Source organism: Pseudomonas lactis, assembly GCF_001439845.1.
GTDB lineage: Bacteria > Pseudomonadota > Gammaproteobacteria > Pseudomonadales > Pseudomonadaceae > Aquipseudomonas > Aquipseudomonas lactis.
This window is the reverse complement of sequence record NZ_JYLO01000017.1, coordinates 1-19,116: the sequence shown is the minus strand read 5'-3', so window position 1 is coordinate 19,116 and position 19,116 is coordinate 1. Positions and strand designations below refer to the sequence as shown.

The 19,116-nt window shown below is 54.1% G+C and carries 21 protein-coding genes and 2 pseudogenes; 8 read left to right on the top strand and 15 right to left on the bottom strand.

Features of this window, described 5'->3' with window-relative positions:
• Positions 1–13: 13 nt before the first annotated feature.
• From TX24_RS25705 to TX24_RS25695, 3 genes are read left to right on the top strand one after another with little or no spacing between them, the layout of a single operon-like run.
• Positions 14–1,219 carry an XdhC family protein gene (locus tag TX24_RS25705; protein WP_038443635.1) on the top strand — a complete coding sequence of 402 codons (1,206 nt, stop codon included), beginning with the start codon at positions 14–16 and terminating at the stop codon, positions 1,217–1,219.
• A gap of 28 nt (positions 1,220–1,247) precedes the next feature.
• A complete protein-coding gene (locus TX24_RS25700; RefSeq protein WP_038443633.1) occupies positions 1,248–1,586 on the top strand; it encodes a putative quinol monooxygenase in 339 nt (112 codons plus the stop codon).
• Positions 1,583–2,551, top strand: a complete 969-nt coding sequence (locus TX24_RS25695) for a GTP 3',8-cyclase MoaA (protein WP_045057437.1) — start codon at positions 1,583–1,585, stop codon at positions 2,549–2,551. Before TX24_RS25700 ends, TX24_RS25695 begins: the two co-directional genes overlap by 4 nt.
• On the opposite strand, the gene TX24_RS25690 is transcribed toward TX24_RS25695, so the two are convergent.
• A complete protein-coding gene (locus TX24_RS25690) occupies positions 2,529–3,128 on the bottom strand; it encodes a nucleotidyltransferase family protein (RefSeq protein ID WP_010562388.1) in 600 nt (199 codons plus the stop codon). The two genes, TX24_RS25695 and TX24_RS25690, sit on opposite strands and share 23 nt — an antisense overlap.
• Positions 3,129–3,246: 118 nt before the next feature.
• Between TX24_RS25690 and TX24_RS32640 the strand changes: the two genes are divergently transcribed.
• Positions 3,247–3,372, top strand: coding sequence for a hypothetical protein (locus TX24_RS32640; protein ID WP_010562389.1), 126 nt, complete (start codon positions 3,247–3,249; stop codon positions 3,370–3,372).
• Positions 3,373–3,540: 168 nt separating this feature from the next.
• Here TX24_RS32640 and TX24_RS25685 read toward each other — a convergent pair whose 3' ends face one another.
• The 11 genes from TX24_RS25685 to TX24_RS25635 all read right to left on the bottom strand — a co-directional run bounded on the left by TX24_RS25685 (position 3,541) and on the right by TX24_RS25635 (position 14,517).
• Positions 3,541–3,846, bottom strand: a complete 306-nt coding sequence (locus TX24_RS25685; RefSeq protein ID WP_010562390.1) for an ArsR/SmtB family transcription factor — start codon at positions 3,844–3,846, stop codon at positions 3,541–3,543.
• A 138-nt stretch (positions 3,847–3,984) separates the two neighbouring features.
• Complete coding sequence (locus tag TX24_RS25680) at positions 3,985–4,968, bottom strand: LLM class oxidoreductase (protein WP_010562391.1); 984 nt, start codon at positions 4,966–4,968, stop codon at positions 3,985–3,987.
• Between the two features lie 66 nt (positions 4,969–5,034).
• On the bottom strand, positions 5,035–6,159 hold the full coding sequence (locus TX24_RS25675) for an alkene reductase (RefSeq protein WP_010562392.1): 1,125 nt from the start codon (positions 6,157–6,159) through the stop codon (positions 5,035–5,037).
• Positions 6,160–6,222: 63 nt separating this feature from the next.
• A complete protein-coding gene (locus tag TX24_RS25670) occupies positions 6,223–7,722 on the bottom strand; it encodes an aldehyde dehydrogenase family protein (RefSeq protein WP_010562393.1) in 1,500 nt (499 codons plus the stop codon).
• Positions 7,723–7,983: 261 nt separating this feature from the next.
• A complete protein-coding gene (locus tag TX24_RS25665; RefSeq protein WP_057711613.1) occupies positions 7,984–9,375 on the bottom strand; it encodes an NAD-dependent succinate-semialdehyde dehydrogenase in 1,392 nt (463 codons plus the stop codon).
• A gap of 93 nt (positions 9,376–9,468) precedes the next feature.
• Complete coding sequence (locus tag TX24_RS25660) at positions 9,469–9,762, bottom strand: DUF1330 domain-containing protein (protein ID WP_010562395.1); 294 nt, start codon at positions 9,760–9,762, stop codon at positions 9,469–9,471.
• A gap of 10 nt (positions 9,763–9,772) precedes the next feature.
• Entirely contained in the window at positions 9,773–10,450 is a 678-nt protein-coding gene (locus TX24_RS25655; protein WP_038443625.1) for a type 1 glutamine amidotransferase domain-containing protein, read from the bottom strand.
• 81 nt (positions 10,451–10,531) lie between these two features.
• On the bottom strand, positions 10,532–11,689 hold the full coding sequence (locus tag TX24_RS25650; RefSeq protein ID WP_045061818.1) for an iron-containing alcohol dehydrogenase: 1,158 nt from the start codon (positions 11,687–11,689) through the stop codon (positions 10,532–10,534).
• 65 nt (positions 11,690–11,754) lie between these two features.
• Complete coding sequence (locus TX24_RS25645) at positions 11,755–12,360, bottom strand: TetR/AcrR family transcriptional regulator (RefSeq protein WP_032902016.1); 606 nt, start codon at positions 12,358–12,360, stop codon at positions 11,755–11,757.
• 794 nt (positions 12,361–13,154) lie between these two features.
• Positions 13,155–14,165: a zinc-dependent alcohol dehydrogenase family protein gene (locus TX24_RS25640; protein ID WP_032902015.1), complete on the bottom strand. Its 1,011-nt coding sequence runs from the start codon at positions 14,163–14,165 to the stop codon at positions 13,155–13,157.
• 55 nt (positions 14,166–14,220) lie between these two features.
• Positions 14,221–14,517, bottom strand: a complete 297-nt coding sequence (locus tag TX24_RS25635; RefSeq protein WP_038443618.1) for an ArsR/SmtB family transcription factor — start codon at positions 14,515–14,517, stop codon at positions 14,221–14,223.
• A gap of 94 nt (positions 14,518–14,611) precedes the next feature.
• Here TX24_RS25635 and TX24_RS31375 point away from each other — a divergent pair.
• Positions 14,612–14,794, top strand: a pseudogene (locus TX24_RS31375) (transposase); the annotation flags it as partial.
• A 187-nt stretch (positions 14,795–14,981) separates the two neighbouring features.
• On the opposite strand, the gene TX24_RS31980 reads toward TX24_RS31375, so the two are convergent.
• Complete coding sequence (locus tag TX24_RS31980) at positions 14,982–15,641, bottom strand: hypothetical protein (RefSeq protein WP_127882195.1); 660 nt, start codon at positions 15,639–15,641, stop codon at positions 14,982–14,984.
• 303 nt (positions 15,642–15,944) lie between these two features.
• Here TX24_RS31980 and TX24_RS25630 point away from each other — a divergent pair, with 303 nt between their 5' ends.
• The gene (locus TX24_RS25630) at positions 15,945–16,211 is read left to right on the top strand and encodes a helix-turn-helix domain-containing protein (RefSeq protein ID WP_032902013.1); all 267 of its coding nucleotides are present in this window, start codon (positions 15,945–15,947) and stop codon (positions 16,209–16,211) included.
• A gap of 29 nt (positions 16,212–16,240) precedes the next feature.
• Here TX24_RS25630 and TX24_RS25625 read toward each other — a convergent pair.
• Positions 16,241–17,208 (bottom strand): annotated as a pseudogene (locus TX24_RS25625) (DUF932 domain-containing protein).
• A gap of 71 nt (positions 17,209–17,279) precedes the next feature.
• Positions 17,280–17,609, bottom strand: a complete 330-nt coding sequence (locus TX24_RS25620; protein ID WP_057711611.1) for a hypothetical protein — start codon at positions 17,607–17,609, stop codon at positions 17,280–17,282.
• Between the two features lie 372 nt (positions 17,610–17,981).
• Between TX24_RS25620 and TX24_RS31370 the strand changes: the two genes are divergently transcribed.
• Positions 17,982–18,251, top strand: coding sequence for a helix-turn-helix transcriptional regulator (locus TX24_RS31370; RefSeq protein ID WP_338059763.1), 270 nt, complete (start codon positions 17,982–17,984; stop codon positions 18,249–18,251).
• Between the two features lie 28 nt (positions 18,252–18,279).
• Complete coding sequence (locus tag TX24_RS25615) at positions 18,280–19,011, top strand: DUF3987 domain-containing protein (RefSeq protein ID WP_082628877.1); 732 nt, start codon at positions 18,280–18,282, stop codon at positions 19,009–19,011.
• Positions 19,012–19,116: the final 105 nt, after the last annotated feature.

Below are 19,116 nucleotides of genomic sequence, written 5' to 3'. Positions count from 1 at the left end.
GCCGAGGTGCCTCATGTCTTGTCTGATTCCACTGCTGGATGTACTCCTGGCGGAGCGCAATGCTGGCCGAGAAGCGGTGCTTGCGACCGTGGTAAAAGTCGACGGCTCTGCGTATCGGCGACCAGGAGCGCGGATGCTAGTCTCGCGCTTCGGCAGGCCCGAGGGGACCATCAGTGGTGGCTGCCTGGAAGCGGAAGTCGCCAGAAAAGCCTGGTGGTTAACTGAAGCTGGGCCTGCACTGCGTAGCTACAGCACCTCCGAGGCGGATGAGGGCAGTGAGGAAGCGCTTAGTTTCGGGCTGGGCTGCAACGGTAAGGTTCACGTATTGTTCGAGCGGCTGCCTGCCAGTGGTCCTTGCGCGTTGATTACTGCGTTGCTTGGCGTTCGCGACACCCAGCAACCGGCGGCCATCGCCACGGTGATCGCCAGCTCGGCTGATGGTTCACACCGGTTAGGTGATCGCCTGTTATTAGTGTCAGGACAAAGCGCCGAGGGCGAGTTGCTGCAGTCGGCGCTGGCTGAGCAGATCAGGATTGATCTCCAACAGACCTTGGTGCGTGGAAAGTCATCCCGATATCTTTACCCGAATGGCACCGGCAAGATTGAAGTGCTTATGGAGTACCTGCCGCCCGTGCGGCGTTTGGTAGTGTTTGGTGCGGGCCATGATGCCCAGCCGCTGGTGCGCATGGCCAAGCTCTTGGGCTGGCATGTGACAATCATCGATGGGCGGTCACACTTTGCCCGAGCAGAGCGTTTTCCCGACGCTGACCAGGTGCTGGTTGGCGATGTTGAGCAACCTTTCGCCTACCGTGAACTTGTACGCGGCGCAGCGGTGGCGGTGATGACTCACAGCTTGGTGCAAGACGCGCACTGGCTGCAGGGAGTGTTGCACAGTGAGCCCTGTTATGTAGGGCAGTTGGGCCCGCGTGAGCGCACCGAGCGCCTGCTGGCCGGTATCCACGAGCAGCAGGGCGAGTTGCCAGGGCTGGCGTGTTTGCATTATCCGATTGGCCTGGACCTGGGCGGCGACACTCCGGAAAGCGTGGCTATGGCGATGCTGGCGGAAATTCAGGCGGTGCTCAATGGTCGCAATGGTGGCAGCCTGCGTTTCAGGTCCGCGAGTATCCATGATAGCGACCCAGTGCTGATCGCTAGCGAGACCGAAACCGAAATCGCTTTTGCTGCAGAGGCTTATCGGCGGTTCGCCGTGCAGCCTTGACGACTGATCAACCGAGGAACCTATCAGCGTGAATCAAACCATACGCGTTGTAGCGATACTGACCGCCAAAGGCGGCAAAGAGCAGCAGGTCGAGCAGATTCTGCGAGCTTGCGTGCAGCCCTCGCGGGCCGAAGACGGTTGCCTGTCTTACGTCCTGAGTCGGTGCATTGAACAGGTCGGACGGTTTGTCTTCGTCGAGCGCTGGGCAAGCCATGAGGCGATAGCGCTTCATCGGCAGATGCCCCATTACACGACCATGGCCAATGCCCTTGGCGAGCTGCTGAGCGATCGTCAGGTTTATGTGCTGGAGGCGTTGGCTGAGGATGGCGAGTCAGCCACTGGCTTCGACACGGACATGGCAGGGTGATCGTCGATCGACAGGGTCGGCGTTTCCGCAAACTTCGCCTGAGCCTCACGGCTGCCTGCAATTACGCCTGCACCTACTGTGTGGCCGATGGCCGCCGCTTGGTGGCCGCGCGTGATGAGCTGGCGGCCGCGTCGATGCTGCGCGCCGTCGAACTGCTCAGGGATGTCGCCGGTATCGACGCGCTGCGCATTACCGGCGGTGAGCCGCTGCTGAGTGATCGGCTGGAGCCTTTTCTGCAGGGCATCGGTGCGCTAGCGTTGCAGGACATCAGCCTGACCACTAATGGACAATTGCTGGCCGGCAAGTTGCCGTTATTGCGCAGCGCGGGCATCCAGCGGGTCAATGTGTCCCTCGACACACTTGACCCGCGCGCCTTCCGCAAGATCGCAAAGGGCGGCGATCTGCAGACTGTGCTTAACGGCATTGAGCTGGCGCGTCGATCTGGTATGAGCATCAAAATCAATATGGTGCCGATGCGTGGCAGCAACCTCGACCAGGTCATGCCCATGTTGGCGTTCTGCCTGGAGCAGGGCTACGAATTGCGCTTTATCGAGCTGATGCGCATGGGCCATCTGGCCCAGCATGCAGAGGCTTTTCGTACCCAGTTCGTCGGCCAGCGCGAGCTGCTGGAGCTTATCGGCGAGTGTTATGTCTTCACACAAACCGAGGCAGCGCTAGATGCCACTGCGCTGCGTTATAGCGTGGGCGAGCGCGGGGCGTTCGGTATTATTGCCAACGAAAGCGCGCCCTTTTGCCGGAGCTGCAGTCGTCTGCGGTTGTCGTCTACGGGCTGGTTATACGGATGCCTATCATCCAATCGCGGACATTTTATGGGCGCGCTGTTGGATCTGCCGACTGAGCAGGCGCAGCCGCAACTGAAAGGGTTGCTCAGTCGTGCGCTGCAGGACAAACAAGACGCCACTTTTACCGGCAGTGCCCTGATTATGAAATCGGTGGGTGGCTAAGGTCGGCCGGCTTGTCGACGTCCAGCAGGATGCCCCTGTCAGCAAGCGTCACTTCTATCACCTGTTGCGCATGGGTGGCGATTAAAGCCTTGGCCCCATTCTCCCCTTGCAGTTGCATCAACTCCGGCCAAAAGCGCCGGCCGAACAACACGGGGTGTCCGCACTGGCCATCGCAGTAAGCGACAACAATATGTTCAGCGTGCGCATGCGCGCGCAACTGCAACAGCGTTGCGAGAGTAATCCACGGCATATCCCCGAGCAGCACCGCCACCGCAGTGGCCTGCGTATTTGCCAGGCTCTGGATGCCGGCGGCCAGGCTTGAGCCCATGCCCTGTTTGGCGTGGGCCGCACGTACCAGATGAATGTCATGCGGAATAGCCAAGGCCTGTGCATCATCCTCAGCCTTTAATACGACTCGAACATCGCTGAAGGCTTCTTTCGCGCGCAACAACGTCGCGCGCAAAAGGCTGCTGCCGTCTGCCAGCTGGGCAAGGCGTTTGTCGCTGCCGAAGCGTTGCCCGGAGCCGGCGGCGAGAACTAGGCCGACATATTCAGGCTTGCGGTGCGGTTCTGTCATGTTGAAAAAATCCTATGCTGCCCCCTGAAGAAGAGGGCCGGCCGTAAAAAACCACTAGGAGGCTTCGCGCTTCTCTCTGGAATGTGCAGTATTTTGCGTATACCGCTCCGGTTTCAGAGTGATTAAGTGGCAGTTTGGCGAAACCAAAGTGCGTTTCCACTGGGTAGTGAAGAACGCCGCGCCACAGGTCAAGTTGTTCGATCTGTCGAACCTGCACATGTCCTGGCTGGCCGGTATTTGCTGATCACCCCAGGCGAGATGGGGGCGTAATGCAGAGTATGCCCGCTACCAAATGCTCGCTGCGGCTAAAAACTCATAAATGAACGGGTTAGTTGATCGTTACTTGGTCAGATTGCTGTTTTTGAAATCGGCAAGCACTGAAATCAGCCAGAAATACAAGGTTTCTTCAGCCTTAGATTTTTTCTTGCAGCGCTTTGAAAAAGGCATCGATATTTTCGTCGTGGCGTTTGTAGTAGGTCCAGGGGCCGATCCGCTGCGATGTCACCAATTGCGCGCGCTGCAGAGCTGCGAGATAAAGCGATGTGGTGGACTGCGAGAGGCCCGTGCGCTCTTGGATGATACTGACGCACACGCCTACCGTTTCTGGGTCGACCTCCTGCTCTGGAAAGATTGTCCTGGGATCCTTGAGCCAATTGAGGATGGCAAGGCGCATCGGGTTTGCCAATGCTTTCAGTGCTTCGTTGACGTCAATGGTCATGGAATTTTGATACCTGTTTTTTGCGATATTTAGATATCTTCCGGGTTTGCGCAGAAAAATGGAAGGTATTGACGTGACCTCTGCGCCCGCCGTCTGTTGCAAGGACTGGCCGCTCCTGGCTGAAGTATTGTTGCTCTGTCAGGCAGCACTATCAGAAGCCTGGACGCCGAATTGCGGGACGATATGCTTGCCAAGTTCCTCGATAACCTCTGCTGCGGGGCGTTTACCATACTTGAGGTTCAGGATGACGTGATCTACACCGATTTCCTGAAGTGTATCCAGCAAGGCCCGAAGGTGGTTACGTCCTAGTCGAAATCCTAGATGGATATGCGAGGGCGGCGTGGACGGGTGTTCGTCCAGGTCGATATAAAGCGATTGCAAGAACGGCTTGTAGATAGTGCCACACTGTTTAACTATTTCCTGTCGCCAATCCTCCACGATCAGTCGCTGTATTTTTGGCGGACGTGGATAGTTGATCCATCCATGGCTTTCACGTGCGATCCAATCGAGCGGCTGGCGGCTGTGTCCGGTTACGAATAGCGGTATTTCCCGAGTCGTAGGTTTGGGAACGAGGTCGGCCCCCACTAACTCGCCGCCACTCCAGCGAATGGGCTCGAAGTGTGTTCGATGGGCTTGGCGTATCACATTGAAGTTTTCTTGAAAGGTCTCGCCACGCTTTTCTGGATCAATGCTGAATGCGGGAAACTCCACGGGACGATCGCCAGAGGCTACTCCCAGGAGCAAGCGACCTCCGCTCAACTGATCAATGCTCGCTGCGGCCTTTGCCGTGTGCAAGGGATTACGCAAAGTAAGGGCGATGGAGGCGGTACCTAGTGCGATTTCTGTTGTATGGGCTGCCATGTAGCCCAGATACACCCAAGGGTCGAAAACCTGGCCGACATCGCCGAAGCTTGGGTCCCTGAGTGGGACGTCGCGAAACCAGAGCGCCGAAAAACCAAGTGCCTCTGCACGTTTGGCCAGCGCGACCTGATCTAGCATGCTCGGTGTATCACCTTCGAAAGCCTCTAGGGGAAAGAACAGCCCAAGGCTTAGATGACCCTGCCTGAAGGTTCGTTTGAATCCCCTATGCTCTTGGTAGGGGATCGTGCTCGGTTGGTACATGCTTAACTTCCTCGGTCAGCAAACGCTGAGCCACGCCCCTGAGTTATGGGGCGTGGCATTGAGCGTTTAGGATTTGTAAGTCGGGTAGTCGGTGTAGCCCTTATCGGTACCGCCGTACATGCTGCTTGGATCAACTGGGTTAAGCGGCCAGTTGTTGGCGATACGAGCGGGCAGGTCGGGGTTCGCAATGAAGGGGCGACCAAAAGCGATCAGGTCGCCCCAGCCAGCTTTTATCACGCGATTTCCTCGTTCAGCGGTGTACTTGCCGGCATAGAGAATCTTGCCGCTGAAGGTCTTACGAACATCTTCCCGGAACGTCTCAGGCAGCTCGGGTGCGTTTTCCCAATCGGCTTCGGCGAGCGACAGGTAGGCAATGCCCACTTCCTCGAGGATCTTCACTGCCTCGATGTAGGTTTGGTGAGGATCTTCTTCGACCAGGCCAAGGTATACGCGGTCTTCGTCTGTGGTCGCGAACAGCGGGGCGAAGCGAACGCCCATGCGCTCCTTGCCGACGACACCAGCAACGGCCAGGGTGATTTCGCGCAGGAAGCGAAGACGGTTCTGCAGCGAACCGCCATATTCATCATCACGCTGGTTGGTATGGGCCGAAATGAACTGGTTTACCAGGTACCCGTTCGCGCAATGAAGCTCCACCCCGTCAAAACCTGCGTCCAAAGCATTTCGGGCTGCTTGGGCGTAGAGCTCAACCAGTTCCTTTACCTCCTTGGTGGACAGGGCTCGTGGGGTCGATGGGTCGGCCAGTGCACCCGTGCCGGGTCCAGTTTCGATGAACACCTTGACGTTGTCCGCGCGGATGGCTGATGGCGCGACGGGCGCTTCACCACCGGGTTGCAGCGATGTGTGTGACACGCGGCCTACATGCCAAAGTTGAGCAAAGATCACCCCCCCTTCGGCGTGAACAGCGTCGGTGACCTTACGCCAGCCTTGTATCTGTTCTGGGCTATGAATGCCGGGTGTCCAGGCATAACCCTGTCCTCGGGGTTCGATCTGTGTGCCCTCGGTCACCATGAAGCCAGCACCGCTGCGCTGACGGTAATATGTGGCCATTAGGTCGTTCGCAATATTGCCGGGTTGGGAGCTGCGCGAACGCGTCAGTGGCGGCAGAACGATACGGTTCTTGAGGGTGTATGGGCCCAGCTGAGTGGTTTTAAAAAGTTCTGATTGTGTCATTTCGTTTACCTGCATATCTAAAATATTCGATGTTATAGGTCAAAAAAACATGGATCAGCGAGGTCAGAAGAGCCCGAGCGGTGCTTCGTTGAGGCTGACGTAGATGTTCTTCTTCTGGCTGTAGGCTTCCAGCATTGACTTGTGAGTTTCCCGTCCTAGGCCAGATTTCTTATAGCCACCAAAGGGGGCGTGGGCAGGGATCTCATGGTAGGTATTTACCCACATACGTCCGGTTTCCACCGCGCGTGCCACACGTAACGCCCGGTTGATGTCTTGGGTCCAGACTGCGCCCGCTAGGCCGTACTCGGAGTCGTTGGCCATGGCGATGACCTCCGCTTCATCCTTGAAAGGAATGACGCACAGAACAGGGCCGAAAATTTCCTCGTAGGCGACGCGCATATCGTTGCGAACACCGACCAGAATCGTTGGCTGGATGAAGAAGCCGGCATCGTAATCGGCACCTGTAAGGCGACCGCCGCCGATCAGTACCTCGGCACCTTCCTGTTTGGCGATATCAACGTAGCCGAGGATCCGTTCCATCTGGGTCTTGCTGACCTGTGCGCCCATCATGGTGTCTGGGTTCAATGGGTCACCCACACGCACAGCTTCGAACTTATGCTTGAGCTCAGCCAGGAATTGCTCGTAGATGGACTCGTGAACGAACAGCCGTGCGCCGGATTCGCAGACTTGGCCTTGGTTCCACAGGATGGCGAGGACTGCGCCTTCCACGGCCTTGTCCCAGTTCGCATCGGGGAAAACGATGTTGGCTGACTTGCCGCCCAGTTCAAGGGTGGCAGGAATGATTTTCTTCGCTGCCGCATTGGCGACGAGTTCGCCGACACGCGTCGAGCCAGTGAAGGCAAGCTTGCGCAGGTCTGGATGATCCAGTAGGGCCTGGCCAACTGAGGTGCCTAAGCCTGTGACGATGTTGACCACGCCGGCCGGAAGTACCTTGGCGAAGATCTTCGCCAGTTCAAGGATGGTTACCGGGGTTAGCTCAGAAGGTTTGATGACTACGGTGTTACCCGCCGCGATGGCTGGAGCGATCTTCCAGGCGGCCATAAGAAGCGGGAAGTTCCACGGAATCACTTGGCCCACGACGCCGAGGGGTTCACTGAGAGCGATGCTGAGTGTTTGCTCATCCAGCATGACCGCCTCATCCGATTGGCTGCGGATTGCGCCGGCGAAGTAGCGGAAATGATCAATCGCCAGTGGGATGTCGACGGAGCGACTTTCACGAATGGGTTTGCCTACATCAAGGGTTTCCAGAACGGCGAACCGATCGGCATCGGCTTCCAGCAGGTCGGCGATCTTCAACAACGCATTGGCGCGTTCCGCTGGCGAGGTGGTACGCCAGGTCACGAAGGCGCGTTTTGCGGCCTGCACCGCGCGGTCGACGTCGGCAGCTGTGGCGTTTGGGATGTTGGTGAGAATTTTTCCGTTGGCGGGGTTGATAATGTCGAGGGTTTCACCATTTTCGGCCGCCACCCACTGGTTGTCGATAAACAGGCCGTAGCTGTTGTCGGGAAGGTAGCTCGGATGGGTATCACTGGAATTTTGCATGGGTTACCTCCTGAGGTAAGTGCGATGGGTTTGGTTGAGATTATTTGAGATATTGATATATGTCAATATGTAGTTGTGTATTCGCGCAGGCATTCCTATCGCCGCACTTTTTCAGCCTGCTTCTGGATCGGCGGGGAGCGCGCTGTGCTGCGCGCCAGGCTTGGCAACGTAGTCCAGCCCCCCCCCGATCTCTTCATCAAAGAGGGGGGGGCTGCTGCATAAAAGCACTGAGGCCTGTTTGCATTGAGGTGAAGATGTAAGTCAGAACGGCGCGTCGATATCCATGACGTTAATCAGCTTGTGGTTGACGAATTCCTTGATTCCCAAACCAATCAGCTCGCGACCGTAACCAGATCTTTTGATTCCGCCGAAAGGTAGGTCGGCTTTCGATGACGTTGGGTGATTGACGAACACCATGCCTGTCTCGATGCGCTTAGCAACCTCAACACCATGCTGGGCGTCTGCGGTGAATACCGAACCACCGAGCCCGAACGGAGAGTCGTTGGCGATAACTATCGCGTCTTCTTCGTCTTTAGCTCGTAAGATCATCGAGACTGGACCGAAGAACTCCCAGTAGTAGGCAGGGTTATCAGGCGTCAGGTTGGTCAGAATGGTCGGTTGAACAAATGCACCCTTGCTTGGTACCTTGGGCCCAACCTCGGTGGCCGTAGCACCGTAGTTGACTGCTTCACGAATCTTCGCGCGGATTTCGTCGGCGGCAGTTTGAGATGACAGGGGGGCTAGATTTGTTTCCGGATCGAACGGGTCGCCGGCCTTCAGTTGTGCTACACCTTCGGCATAAAGGCGCAGGAACTCATCGTAGACTTCTTCCACTACAATCATGCGTTTGGATGATATGCACACCTGTCCAGCATTCCAGTGACGGCCTACAACAGCCCACTTCACGGTCTTTTTCAGTTCAGCGTCGCGCAGAACTATGAAGGCATCTGCCCCCCCCAGTTCCAATGTAGATTTCTTCAGTGCCTTGCCAGCCTGGGAGGCGATGATGGCACCTGCGCCTTCGGAACCGGTCAGTGCCACCCCGTGTACTCGAGAGTCGTTGAGGATTGTCCCGATTTGCTGGCGAGTTGCGTACATGTTGCTGAATGCGCCAGCAGGTAGACCAGCATCAAGCAGTAGTTGTTCGAAAGCTTCGGCACATTGCGGTACGTTTGAAGCATGTTTGAGCAGCACGGTATTACCCGCTGCCAACTGTGGTGCGAGAATGCGAGCAATTTGATAGTAAGGAAAGTTCCATGGTTCAATGGCCAGGATAGTGCCCAACGGCTCATGGACCAAGATTGCTTCACCCTCGGCTGGGTCGGCTACCGGCAGCTTCTGCGGAGTTAACAAAGCTTCTGCATGTTTAACGTAATACTCAAAGATACTTGCTGAGATTTCTACTTCACCTAATGCTTCGGCAGTGATCTTGCCCATTTCCAGTGTTAGCAACCGGGCATAGTCGTTTGCTCGCGCGCGCAGCAGGTCGGCAGCTCGCTGAAGGACGGCCCCACGCTCTGCGATTGAGCAATTCTTCCAGACAAGAAATGCGTTGTGAGACGCCTCAAGAGCCTGTTCAATCTGAATATCTGTTGCATCTGGAAAACTTTTTAGAACTTCACCTGTATAGGGATTAACGGATGCGTATGCCATGCTGTTTCTCCAGTAATTTTAAGTAAATTTGATTTGTTAATGAGGCTGGTAAGTAGACAGGACCTAAACTGCGGGAATATTTTGGTGCATTTACTAATGATTGATGCCATCAATCAGGAATACTCTGTAAACCGCACCTTTAAGACGATGTTGCAGTGCCTCTTGGTAGGCGGGGCTGGAGTACCACTCTCGAGCTGCTGCTATGTCCGGAAATTGAAGAATGACTGCGCCCTCAATCGGTCCGCCTTCGAGCACCTCCAGTTGGCCGTAGAAGGCCAATGGTGTGAGGTTCCGACCCTGGCGTGCCGCCGGTGCTTTACGGGCATAGAGTTTCAACTCAGCCTCGTCTGTGGTGTGTTCACGTGTGAAGACTACGTAGGCGGACATTGACGTAGTCTCAGGCCAACAGTTTGAGCAGCGAGTGAGCCGTAGCTTCAGAGGAAGCTGGGTTCTGGCCAGTTACGAGCAACCCATCGACTTCGACATGAACGCTCCAGTCAGCACCCTTGGTATAGCGCCCACCATTTGCCTTGAGCATATCCTCTACCAGGAAAGGCACGATTTGAGTTAGACCCACCGCAGCCTCCTCGCTATTGCTGAAACCGGTTACTGTCTTGCCTGCAACCAGAGGTTTGCCATCTACACACTTGACATGGCGCAAAACCGCTGGTGCGTGACAAACCGCTCCGACAGGTTTGCCGGATTGGATTGATTGCTCGATCAGAGAGATAGAAAAGGTGTTCTCCGCAAGATCCCACAGTGGGCCATGGCCGCCAGGGTAGAACACCGCATCAAACTCGGAACTGATCACGTCGCTCAGTTTCTCGGTGTTGGCCAGCGCGTGAGTGGCGACTGAATCGGTCTGAAAGCGACGGGTGGCGTCTGTCTGGAAGTCGGGCTCATTGCTCTTTGGGTCGATGGGTGGTTGACCGCCTTTCGGCGATGCTAGGGTCACTTGCACGCCAGCGTCGATGAAGGCGTAGTAAGGCGCGGCCAGCTCTTCGAGCCAGAAACCGGTCTTCTCGCCAGTGTCACCAAGCTGGTCGTGGGAAGTCAGAACGAGGAGAATCTTCATGTCGTATACCTTGCAGTTGTGCATGCTTGTGGATGTTTTGTAATGCGCTGCCTGTGTGGATAAGCAGTGCTGGAGGTTGGCTTATAGGCTCGCTTCAAGCACACGGCGGCTGACGTCTAAACTGACGTTGTTGTGTTCGCCGAGTGCGGTGAGGTGGTGTGTGTCGAGCTGGTTTATTAGCGCATCTATAGCGTCAGTGCCGAGCTTGTAGGCGGATAAGTGCGTCGGTAAGCCCAGGCTCTCGAAGAACATCCGGGTCTGTTGTATGGCCATGTCAATCCGTTGTTCTTTGTCCCCTTGGCTGATCTGCCAAACCCGCTCGGCGTACTGCAGCAGCTTCGCGCGCTTGGCTTCACGACGAATCTCTAGGTTCGCAGGAAGTACGATGGCCAGGGTCCGTGCGTGATCGATGCCGTACAGCGCGGTGAGCTCATGGCCGATCATGTGGGTGGACCAGTCCTGTGGTACGCCCGCTCCGATCAGGCCATTGAGCGCCAAAGTGGCCGTCCACATGAGGTTGGCACGCGTGCTGTAGTCCGCGGACTCTTTCAGTACAAGGGGGCCAATTTCGATCAGCGTTTGTAAAAGACCTTCGGCAAAACGATCTTGGACGCGCGCATCGATTGGGTAGGTCAGGTACTGCTCAATGACATGCACGAACGCATCGACAACGCCGTTTGCGAGTTGACGGGTGGGGAGGGTTTGGGTTTTGGTGGGATCGAGAATCGAGAATTGTGGAAACATGTAAGCGCTTCGAAACGGCAGCTTGTCTTGTGTCGCCCGGCGAGTAACCACGCCTCCATTGTTCATTTCCGAGCCAGTTGCCGGTAGGGTCAGAACGGTGCCAAATGGCAGCGCTCGTCGAATACTTGCACCCCGCGTTTCCAGAATGTCCCAAGCATCACCCTCGTAGCCAACAGCAGCGGCAACGAACTTGGTGCCATCGATGACCGAACCTCCACCGACAGCCAGGAGAAAATCCAAGCGATGGGTGCGAACCTGATCAACAGCCTTGATTAGCGTTTCATAGCTGGGGTTTGGCTCTATACCCCCGAATTCTTGCACTTCCCGAGAGCCTAATGCGTCACGGACTTCGCGGAGCGTACCGTTTGCACGAGCGCTCTGGCCACCATAGAGCAGCAGGATGCGGGCCGCAGCCGGAACCAGTTCATCCAGGCGGCTGATGGTTTCGTTGCCGAAGACGATTCGCGTAGGGTTGTAGAAGTCAAAATTAAACATTGCTTTAACTCCGATTAAATAGACCAGTCGTATATTTTTTGAGTAAATTTTTTACATTGAAAATTTCATCGGTCGGATACCTGACTGAGTAACAGAGAAGTAGTCTCGAAGGCCGCCTGCAAAGGCATCTGATCACGCGTGACCTTGGTCCTTAGACTGGCTCCGAGCCAAAGTTGGTACAGCATGGTCGCCAAGCCGCGGGTGTCAGTATCGCCCGGCAGAGAACCATCGTTTACAGCGTCACTCACCACATTGGCGAGACGAGTAATTACTCCTTCCATGCCATCCTGGAGCACCATACGCATTGGCTCCGATAGATCACTGACTTCCGCTGCAAGCTTCACTGCCAAGCATTTCCCCTCGGCGGGATAACAGGCTGATTGGGTTTCAATCCAGGTAGCCCAGTAGGCCAGCAAGCGTTGTGCTGCTGATACACTTGGACGGTTCAATAGCGTTTCCAATTGCACCATGTAGTCACTGAAATAGCTCTCCAAGAGCGCCTCGCCAAATGCTTCCTTGGAATTGAAGTAATGATAGAACGAACCTTTTGGCACATTCGCAGATTTAAGGATTTCGCTCAAACCAACAGCTGTGAATCCTCGCCCGGCAATGATGTTTTGAGCCGTGTCGAGGATGTGTTGCCGTACATCGGTGGTGGTCATCGTATTCATGGACGCACCATACCAACAATTAGACCAGTCGTCTACTTTGGGTTTTGAGCAAGCCCTCCGACGAAATCTTGATAATCGCAGTTCGTGAGCCAGCCATCACTTCATTTGATGCGCAGCATTATGTCGGTCCGATGATCGCCGCCGCGTTAGGAAGAAAGATCTACGATACTCGCCGGAGGGGAGCAAATTGCAGCTCTTCTCGAGTCGAGCTGATTTTGCTACAGCATTGCTTAGGCTGGGAACGAGTTTTGACATCCATCGTAAACCAAGCGGCCCGCCAGAGTTTTGGACAACGAGCTGTACGCGTCAAATTTGACGAAAAACATCGCGCTGCCCGTACTATGGCTTGAGCCGGAACGGCTGCTGGGCGGATTATCCGGATCTGTGGGCTAGAACGGTGGGTAATTGCACGGGCTTGCCCAGCCATTTGCATTCGACCTGACCAAGCATTTGCATCGGATTTCACCATCACGTTGCGTGACCATGACCGGCAGAGAGCGACCATGGCTCTGTGAGAATGCCTACGATTGTCTATTCTTCAACCCAATAACTGCATGACAAAATCGTTGTAGCCCTAATGATTCTGCTTTGACTAGAGGGGCTAAATCGAATCGTTTCATGGCACTTAGAATGACTGCTTCTTAGCTGATTGCCTCGGAGCACAGCATGGGTGAGTCGACCCACTGCTGCCGGTTGCGACAGACAGCAATGGGCAAATCCGTCTCGCGCTGCGTCGGCAGCCACCTCGGCACGACTTTGAGGTGGGCATACGGATCATGGCCATTCATGCGCGCTTAGATATCCAGGCAAATTTTGCCGAAATGCTGGTTGGTTTCCTGATACTTGAACGCTTCGACAATCTCGCTCATAGGGAAATGACGATCAATAATCGGGCGCATACCATTAACGTTGATGGCTCGGACCATATCTTGCTGCTGGCTGCGGCTGCCTACCAACACACCCTGCAGGCGCACTTGCTTGATCAATGCCGGTACAAAATTCATTGCACCGCTTACGCCACTCAGTATCCCGATGACGGAGATGTGACCAGCAACCCGAATTGCAATCATCGATTGCTCAAGCGTCGCAGGGCCGCCGACTTCTATGATGTGATCAACACCGCGGCCCCCCGTTAGAGCGCGTGCAGTTTCGCCCCAGTTAAGATCTTTGCGATAATTGATCACATGATCAGCGCCTAGTGCTTTCAGACGTTCAAGTTTTTCGTCGCTTGAAGAGGTAGCAATGACGGTAGCGCCGGCCATTTTAGCGAACTGCAGGGCAAAAATTGAAACGCCACCAGTGCCTTGAACGAGCACGGTATCGCCCGGCTTGAGTGAGTCATCGGCCATCAGAGCGCGCCATGCAGTAAGGCCGGCAGTGGTGAGCGTCGACGCTTCAGCGTGGCTGTATCCGGTCGGCGCGAGGGTGAACGATGTGGCTTGGGCAGTCACTTGCTCACGAGCGTAGCCGTCAATTCCATCACCTGGCACGCTAACAAAGCCTTCAACTAGTGGCGCGCCGCTGATCCACTCCGGGAAGAAGGTACTGACGACCGAGTCACCCACCTTGAATTCAGTGACATCTGGGCCGACAGCAATGACTTCACCTGCACCATCGGCCATGGGGATGCGTTTTTCGCTAGGGCCCCACATACCGCTGACCACCGCGAAGTCGTGGTAGTTAAGCGAGTTGGCGTGCAGGCGCACGGTGATTTCGCCGTGGGCTGCGGCTCGGGCTTCGCTGCTGCCAACCACAACCTTTTCATAGCCGCCACCGGGTTGGACGAAGATTGTTTTGTTGCTCATCGGGGTTTCCTTGTGTTTTCTAATTACGCGAAATAACGAAATGAAAGGTTAAAAATTACAAATCGATGGTCAGCCTAGCCGCAAAGTCATCAATCGCCACCTCGTTGCGTCGATAGTAAGTCCATTTTCCGATGCGGGTGGTTAGCACGAAGCCTGCACGTTGCAAGATAGCTAAGTGTGCAGACGCGGTAGAAGGTGAAAGCCCTGCCTTGTGCTGCAAATGGGTTACGCACACCCCTATGGCAGGATCGCCATGATCCTGAGGTGGGAAATTACTGAGTGGGTCTTTGAGCCACTCCATCATTTGCATGCGAGTGTCATTCCCCAGGGCTTTGAGCTGTTCGAGTATCATGGCGGGCAATGTTACGGATTTTTACAAAATGTTCAATAAGTAATCTATTGCCCGGCGCAAGGGTTTGAAGTCAAAAAAAACGCATCCAGTTCAGTTTGCAAAACGACTGAAACGCTATTGGCGAAGGATTGTGAGCCGAGTTAGGTGGCCGATGCATACAGGGCAACTGGAAGGGATAAACAATCGAATTAAAGTCATCAAGCGCATGGCGTATGGCTACCGGTACAGCGAGTTCTTTTTCATGAAGATCAAGAGCGTCTTTCCCGGTAATCCGTAAAGAACCAAAAAAAAAGCCCGGCCAACAGAAGCTGGCCAGGCGCTTTAATAGTTGAGTAAATGAGTGTTGCTAGGCCGCGAGTTCCAGCACAGCGCTGCAGGGCGCGTTGTTTGATGACAGCGCCATGGCCCAACCAGAGTGAGTACATTTGATACTCAGGCTCTTGGCGAGCCAGCGGGAATAGGCGTTACTTTTTCCAGAGTGCGTACCCTGGGTTCAAACCAATTACGTCCTGCTTTGAGTTATAGCAAAACTCCATGGAGCAGTTACTGGTATCAGAAGCCATCGGTACGTAAACCGGTAGTCGATCACGGTTGACCATGTCACTACCACCGTCTATGGTTAGATCGCAGCTATTGCCTTGCGGATCGCACCATATGTCATAGGTGCCGGTAGCTGTAGCCGTTGCTTTAACTGTGGAGGTCGCAGGTGCTCCTACGACGTTGCCTGCTGGAGCGCCTCCGAATAGAGGTCCCGTACCATTTTTGTATGCCCAATCTTTGCCGTCACCGCCCGGATAAATATAAAAATCTTTGAACGCCACATATTTGACATCGCGACCCGTTATCGATTTTCCTCGATAGTTTCGATCGTTATCAATGCACTTGTCTAAAATGCGTATACAAGTAATGATTTCAAAAGAGGGCTCTTGTTGCATGGTGACTTTGCCATAGGCATCTTTATATTGGACGACAATGTCGTCAGGTCGGGTAGTGTCGGTGCATACGTTGTTGTTCGGGCCAGTGCAACTTATAGAGTCGGGAGTTGAATATTGGCTATATAGATCAACAGCGTATGCAGAGGACGTCATCAAAGTAAGCGCAAATATTTTGTACACGATTTTCATGTGATTCCCTTTTCAGATTTAAAAGCGCATAGAAAAAACAAAAGCAAGATGCATGTATCCCTGCTTTTTCTGGAAAGCCGTAACCACCGTTGACGATCCGTAGGGTGTGTACTCGTTGAGCCACTTGGTGACGAGAGGGACGAGCTAGCTCTGCGAGATGGCAATCACGTGGTTAGTTGCTTGCATTCGATCCAATCAAAAAATTGTGTAAGGGTTTTTTCGAATTTTAGCTGTATATGCTCAATCGAGTATAGTGCTTTTGCGCTTCCGAAGGCTTCATCGTTGCTTTTGCGAGCAACAGAAATGAACTCAAAGCAAGCCTTCGGGATGGCAGTGAAAATCCTGAGGAGCAGACATGGTATTGCCCAAGAGCAGCTTGCTCCGAGCCAGAGCTACGTCAGCGATGTTGAACGAGGCTTGAAAAGCCCTTCCGTAGAAAAATTAATTGAACTTTCTGCCCATCTTGGAGTTCATCCCGCAACTGTGCTTATCAAAAGCCAGTTGCTCCAGGATCCGGAAATGTCCAAGGAAATGCTCCTGTCACAAATATCCCAGGAATTGGAAGGTTAGGATAAGCGTGCAGCCGGTTGCCCGCCGCTTTATGCCACCAATAGAAGTGCGGATTTGAGGGCTTTCTGCTTGAGCGCTGCTCCTTGGCCGAACCAAGCGGAGTCGACCCGATACTCACTGCTCTTGGACCGTCGCTCGTGATCCGTATACTTGGTTACAGCATTGAGTAATCCCCAGGCGGTACCTTGAGCTGATTCTAATGTCGATCCTCGTCCTGACCTTCATGTAGGCTCTGCACCTTGCGTAGCGCCCGTTCATTGGGAAGGACTGGCGGTAGCGGACTATCAGTGCTGGTGTCACGCAGTACGTTCGTGAAGAAGCCCATTGCTTCACGCCACTGAACCTTTCGCTCGGATAAATTTTTCATTTGGTACATGAACTCGTCCCATTGAGAGACAGCAATACCCAACTGCTTTTTCACTGCTTGCGGATCGAAGCGGGTGTTGTGGGGCACCTTGATCGCGCGGGTGGTGCCGTCCAGGGCGATGGTCAGCATGTTATTGCAGACCACCTGTACCATGGTCGGGGTCGCTGTGGTGGCCAGGGTGCCGTCACAGGAGGTGGCAAGCAGCAGGTAGCCGTTTACCTGGTCGTTACCACGGAGCGTCGTGCCTTGCCCAGTACGGGCCAGCGCCCAGAACTTGCGACCGCCTTTGAGCACTCCAGCGGTTTCCAGTTCGTAGCCCGAGACTTCAGTCAGATCCCGGTAGAACTCCAGCACTTCACGTGGCTGCACCACCTGGTAGCGCTGAGAAACCACCGACAGAGGGGCCTTGGTGTCGGAGCGATACAGCACCTTCTGCTCAGGGAAGGTATGAATTGAGCCCAGGTGCCCGATGGCGTCAGACTTAAAATGGACCGGGCTTTCCTGAATCTGCCAGTCCATACCCGCTTCACGCTGCCAGACTTCGAGCGGTTGTTTGGGGGAGAGGCGACTGCCCAGACCATGCCAGGGCGTGGCACCAACGTAAGCCATTTGTTCAACGAGATGAGCCATGGAAATGATTCCTTGCGAATGAAGGGAAAAGCGCGTCGTTTCATTAACCAACGACGCCTGTTCACAACGACTTAACGGTTGACGCTGAAGCTGTAGCCACACGCCAGGCACTGATAGTTGAGAAGGATTTTTTCATCGATCTGCTCGCCCAGCGTGGCCCCGGCAATGCCACCTGCGACCCCACCGAACAGACCACCCAAAATCGCCCCGGCGATGCTGCCGATAGCGATTCCCACCGGCCCGCCGACTACTCCCAGCACCGCGCCAGCCTCCGCTCCCGTTAGTGCTCCAGCGACCCCACTGGCCGCACCGCCCGCTGCACCAATCAAACCACCTGCTTGCTTACCAACATTTTTAGTAACCACTCGTCCTGAATTGCAGCTCGGGCACGGGGTGTACATAAATGATTCCTCTCTGTTTGCTGAGTCCACGTATCACGCAGAAATGCTGAATGACGCGCTCATCGCTGAGCGTTCATCTAGGTGATATAGGTCTGAGATTTTTTTGAATGAGGCTTGCCAAAACAACATCCCAGGGAGGGACGTTGTGGGCGGAATCTGAATGTGAGGTTTGGCGTTAAGGGCAGCTATTTTTGCTATTAATAGCTGGAATAGTACTGGCTAAGGGGAGATACATTCTATTTTGAGGTGCGAGACAGAATTGCTTTCAAAGTGGCATGTTCTAAGGCGTAACGTTAGCAAGCGTTACGCTCACGTTCTTTGAGATTTGAGTTGCTGCTTATAGGATTGCCTCGTCCAGTCCTAACGGGTGTAATGATGTTTAATGAAAAATCAGAAGCGTTGGTTATGCTTCGCTTGAGAGATGTTTTAATGCGAACGGGTCTTTCAAGGTCAACTATTTATAACAAGCTAAATGTGGCCTCGCGTCATTATGATGCGAAATTCCCAAAGCAGATACGTGTCGGGAAAACATCTGTGCGTTGGATTGAGAGTGAAATAAATTCGTGGGTGGAAGAGTGTGTGAGGCTGTCTAGGCAGAATCAATGGTCAATGGCGGGCGTTATGTCTGCTGCAGTTTCTTAATGTTGTTTGTTGTATTTTTGGGTGAGCTATGTATTTTAACTATTTCAGAAATAGCGCACATAAGTCTAATTTCGGAGATGATTCATATCCGAGTTTGTCGCAATTTCCCTTGCTGGATGCAGCAATAAATGAGGCTCAAGCTAATATTCAGGCTCCGCGGGGATTGATTCAAAATGCGGCCCTAACTGCAATCTCTGTTGTCTTGCAGGGCCTTGTAGATATTCGTAAACCCAATGGCCAGGTCGCTCCGACCTCGCTGATGCTTCTGGCTATTGCTGACTCGGGTGAAAGGAAGTCAACGGTTGAGAATGTTTTTTTGAAGCCGATTAGGGCCTTTCAGGCTAAACAGGGCGAGGAGGTGAAGGAGAGTCAGTCGGTGTGGAAAGTTAAGTACGATACCTGGATGGTTCGACGTAACGGAGTATTAAAAGCGATTATGAAAAAAGCATCAAAAGGGCTTTCTGCTGACGAAGAGGAGAAGGTTCTATTGGCTTTAGAGAAAGAAGCCCCAGCTAAGCCAAAAGAATTTAAGATCTTGTATGAGGACTCAACCTCTGAGGCTTTGTTTCATGGGATGTACGAAAATTTACCTGCGGCTGGTTTGATTTCAAGTGAAGGTGGAGGTGTTTTAGAAGGGCGCGCCTTTAATGACCTTTCAAAGCAAAATGCGATTTGGAGTGGTGACTCAATCACAATTGATCGTAAGACGGCGGAAAGCTTTAAACTTGTTGACGCACGGCTGCGGTGTTTTTCAAGGTAGTTGTCACTGTTCTTCGTTTTAAGCTGCTTGTTTCATAGTCGTTTCTTTCTCAGGGTTCAGTGTCACTGGCCCAGCGGGCTCGCAGTTTCTGACTGGGCGCACACC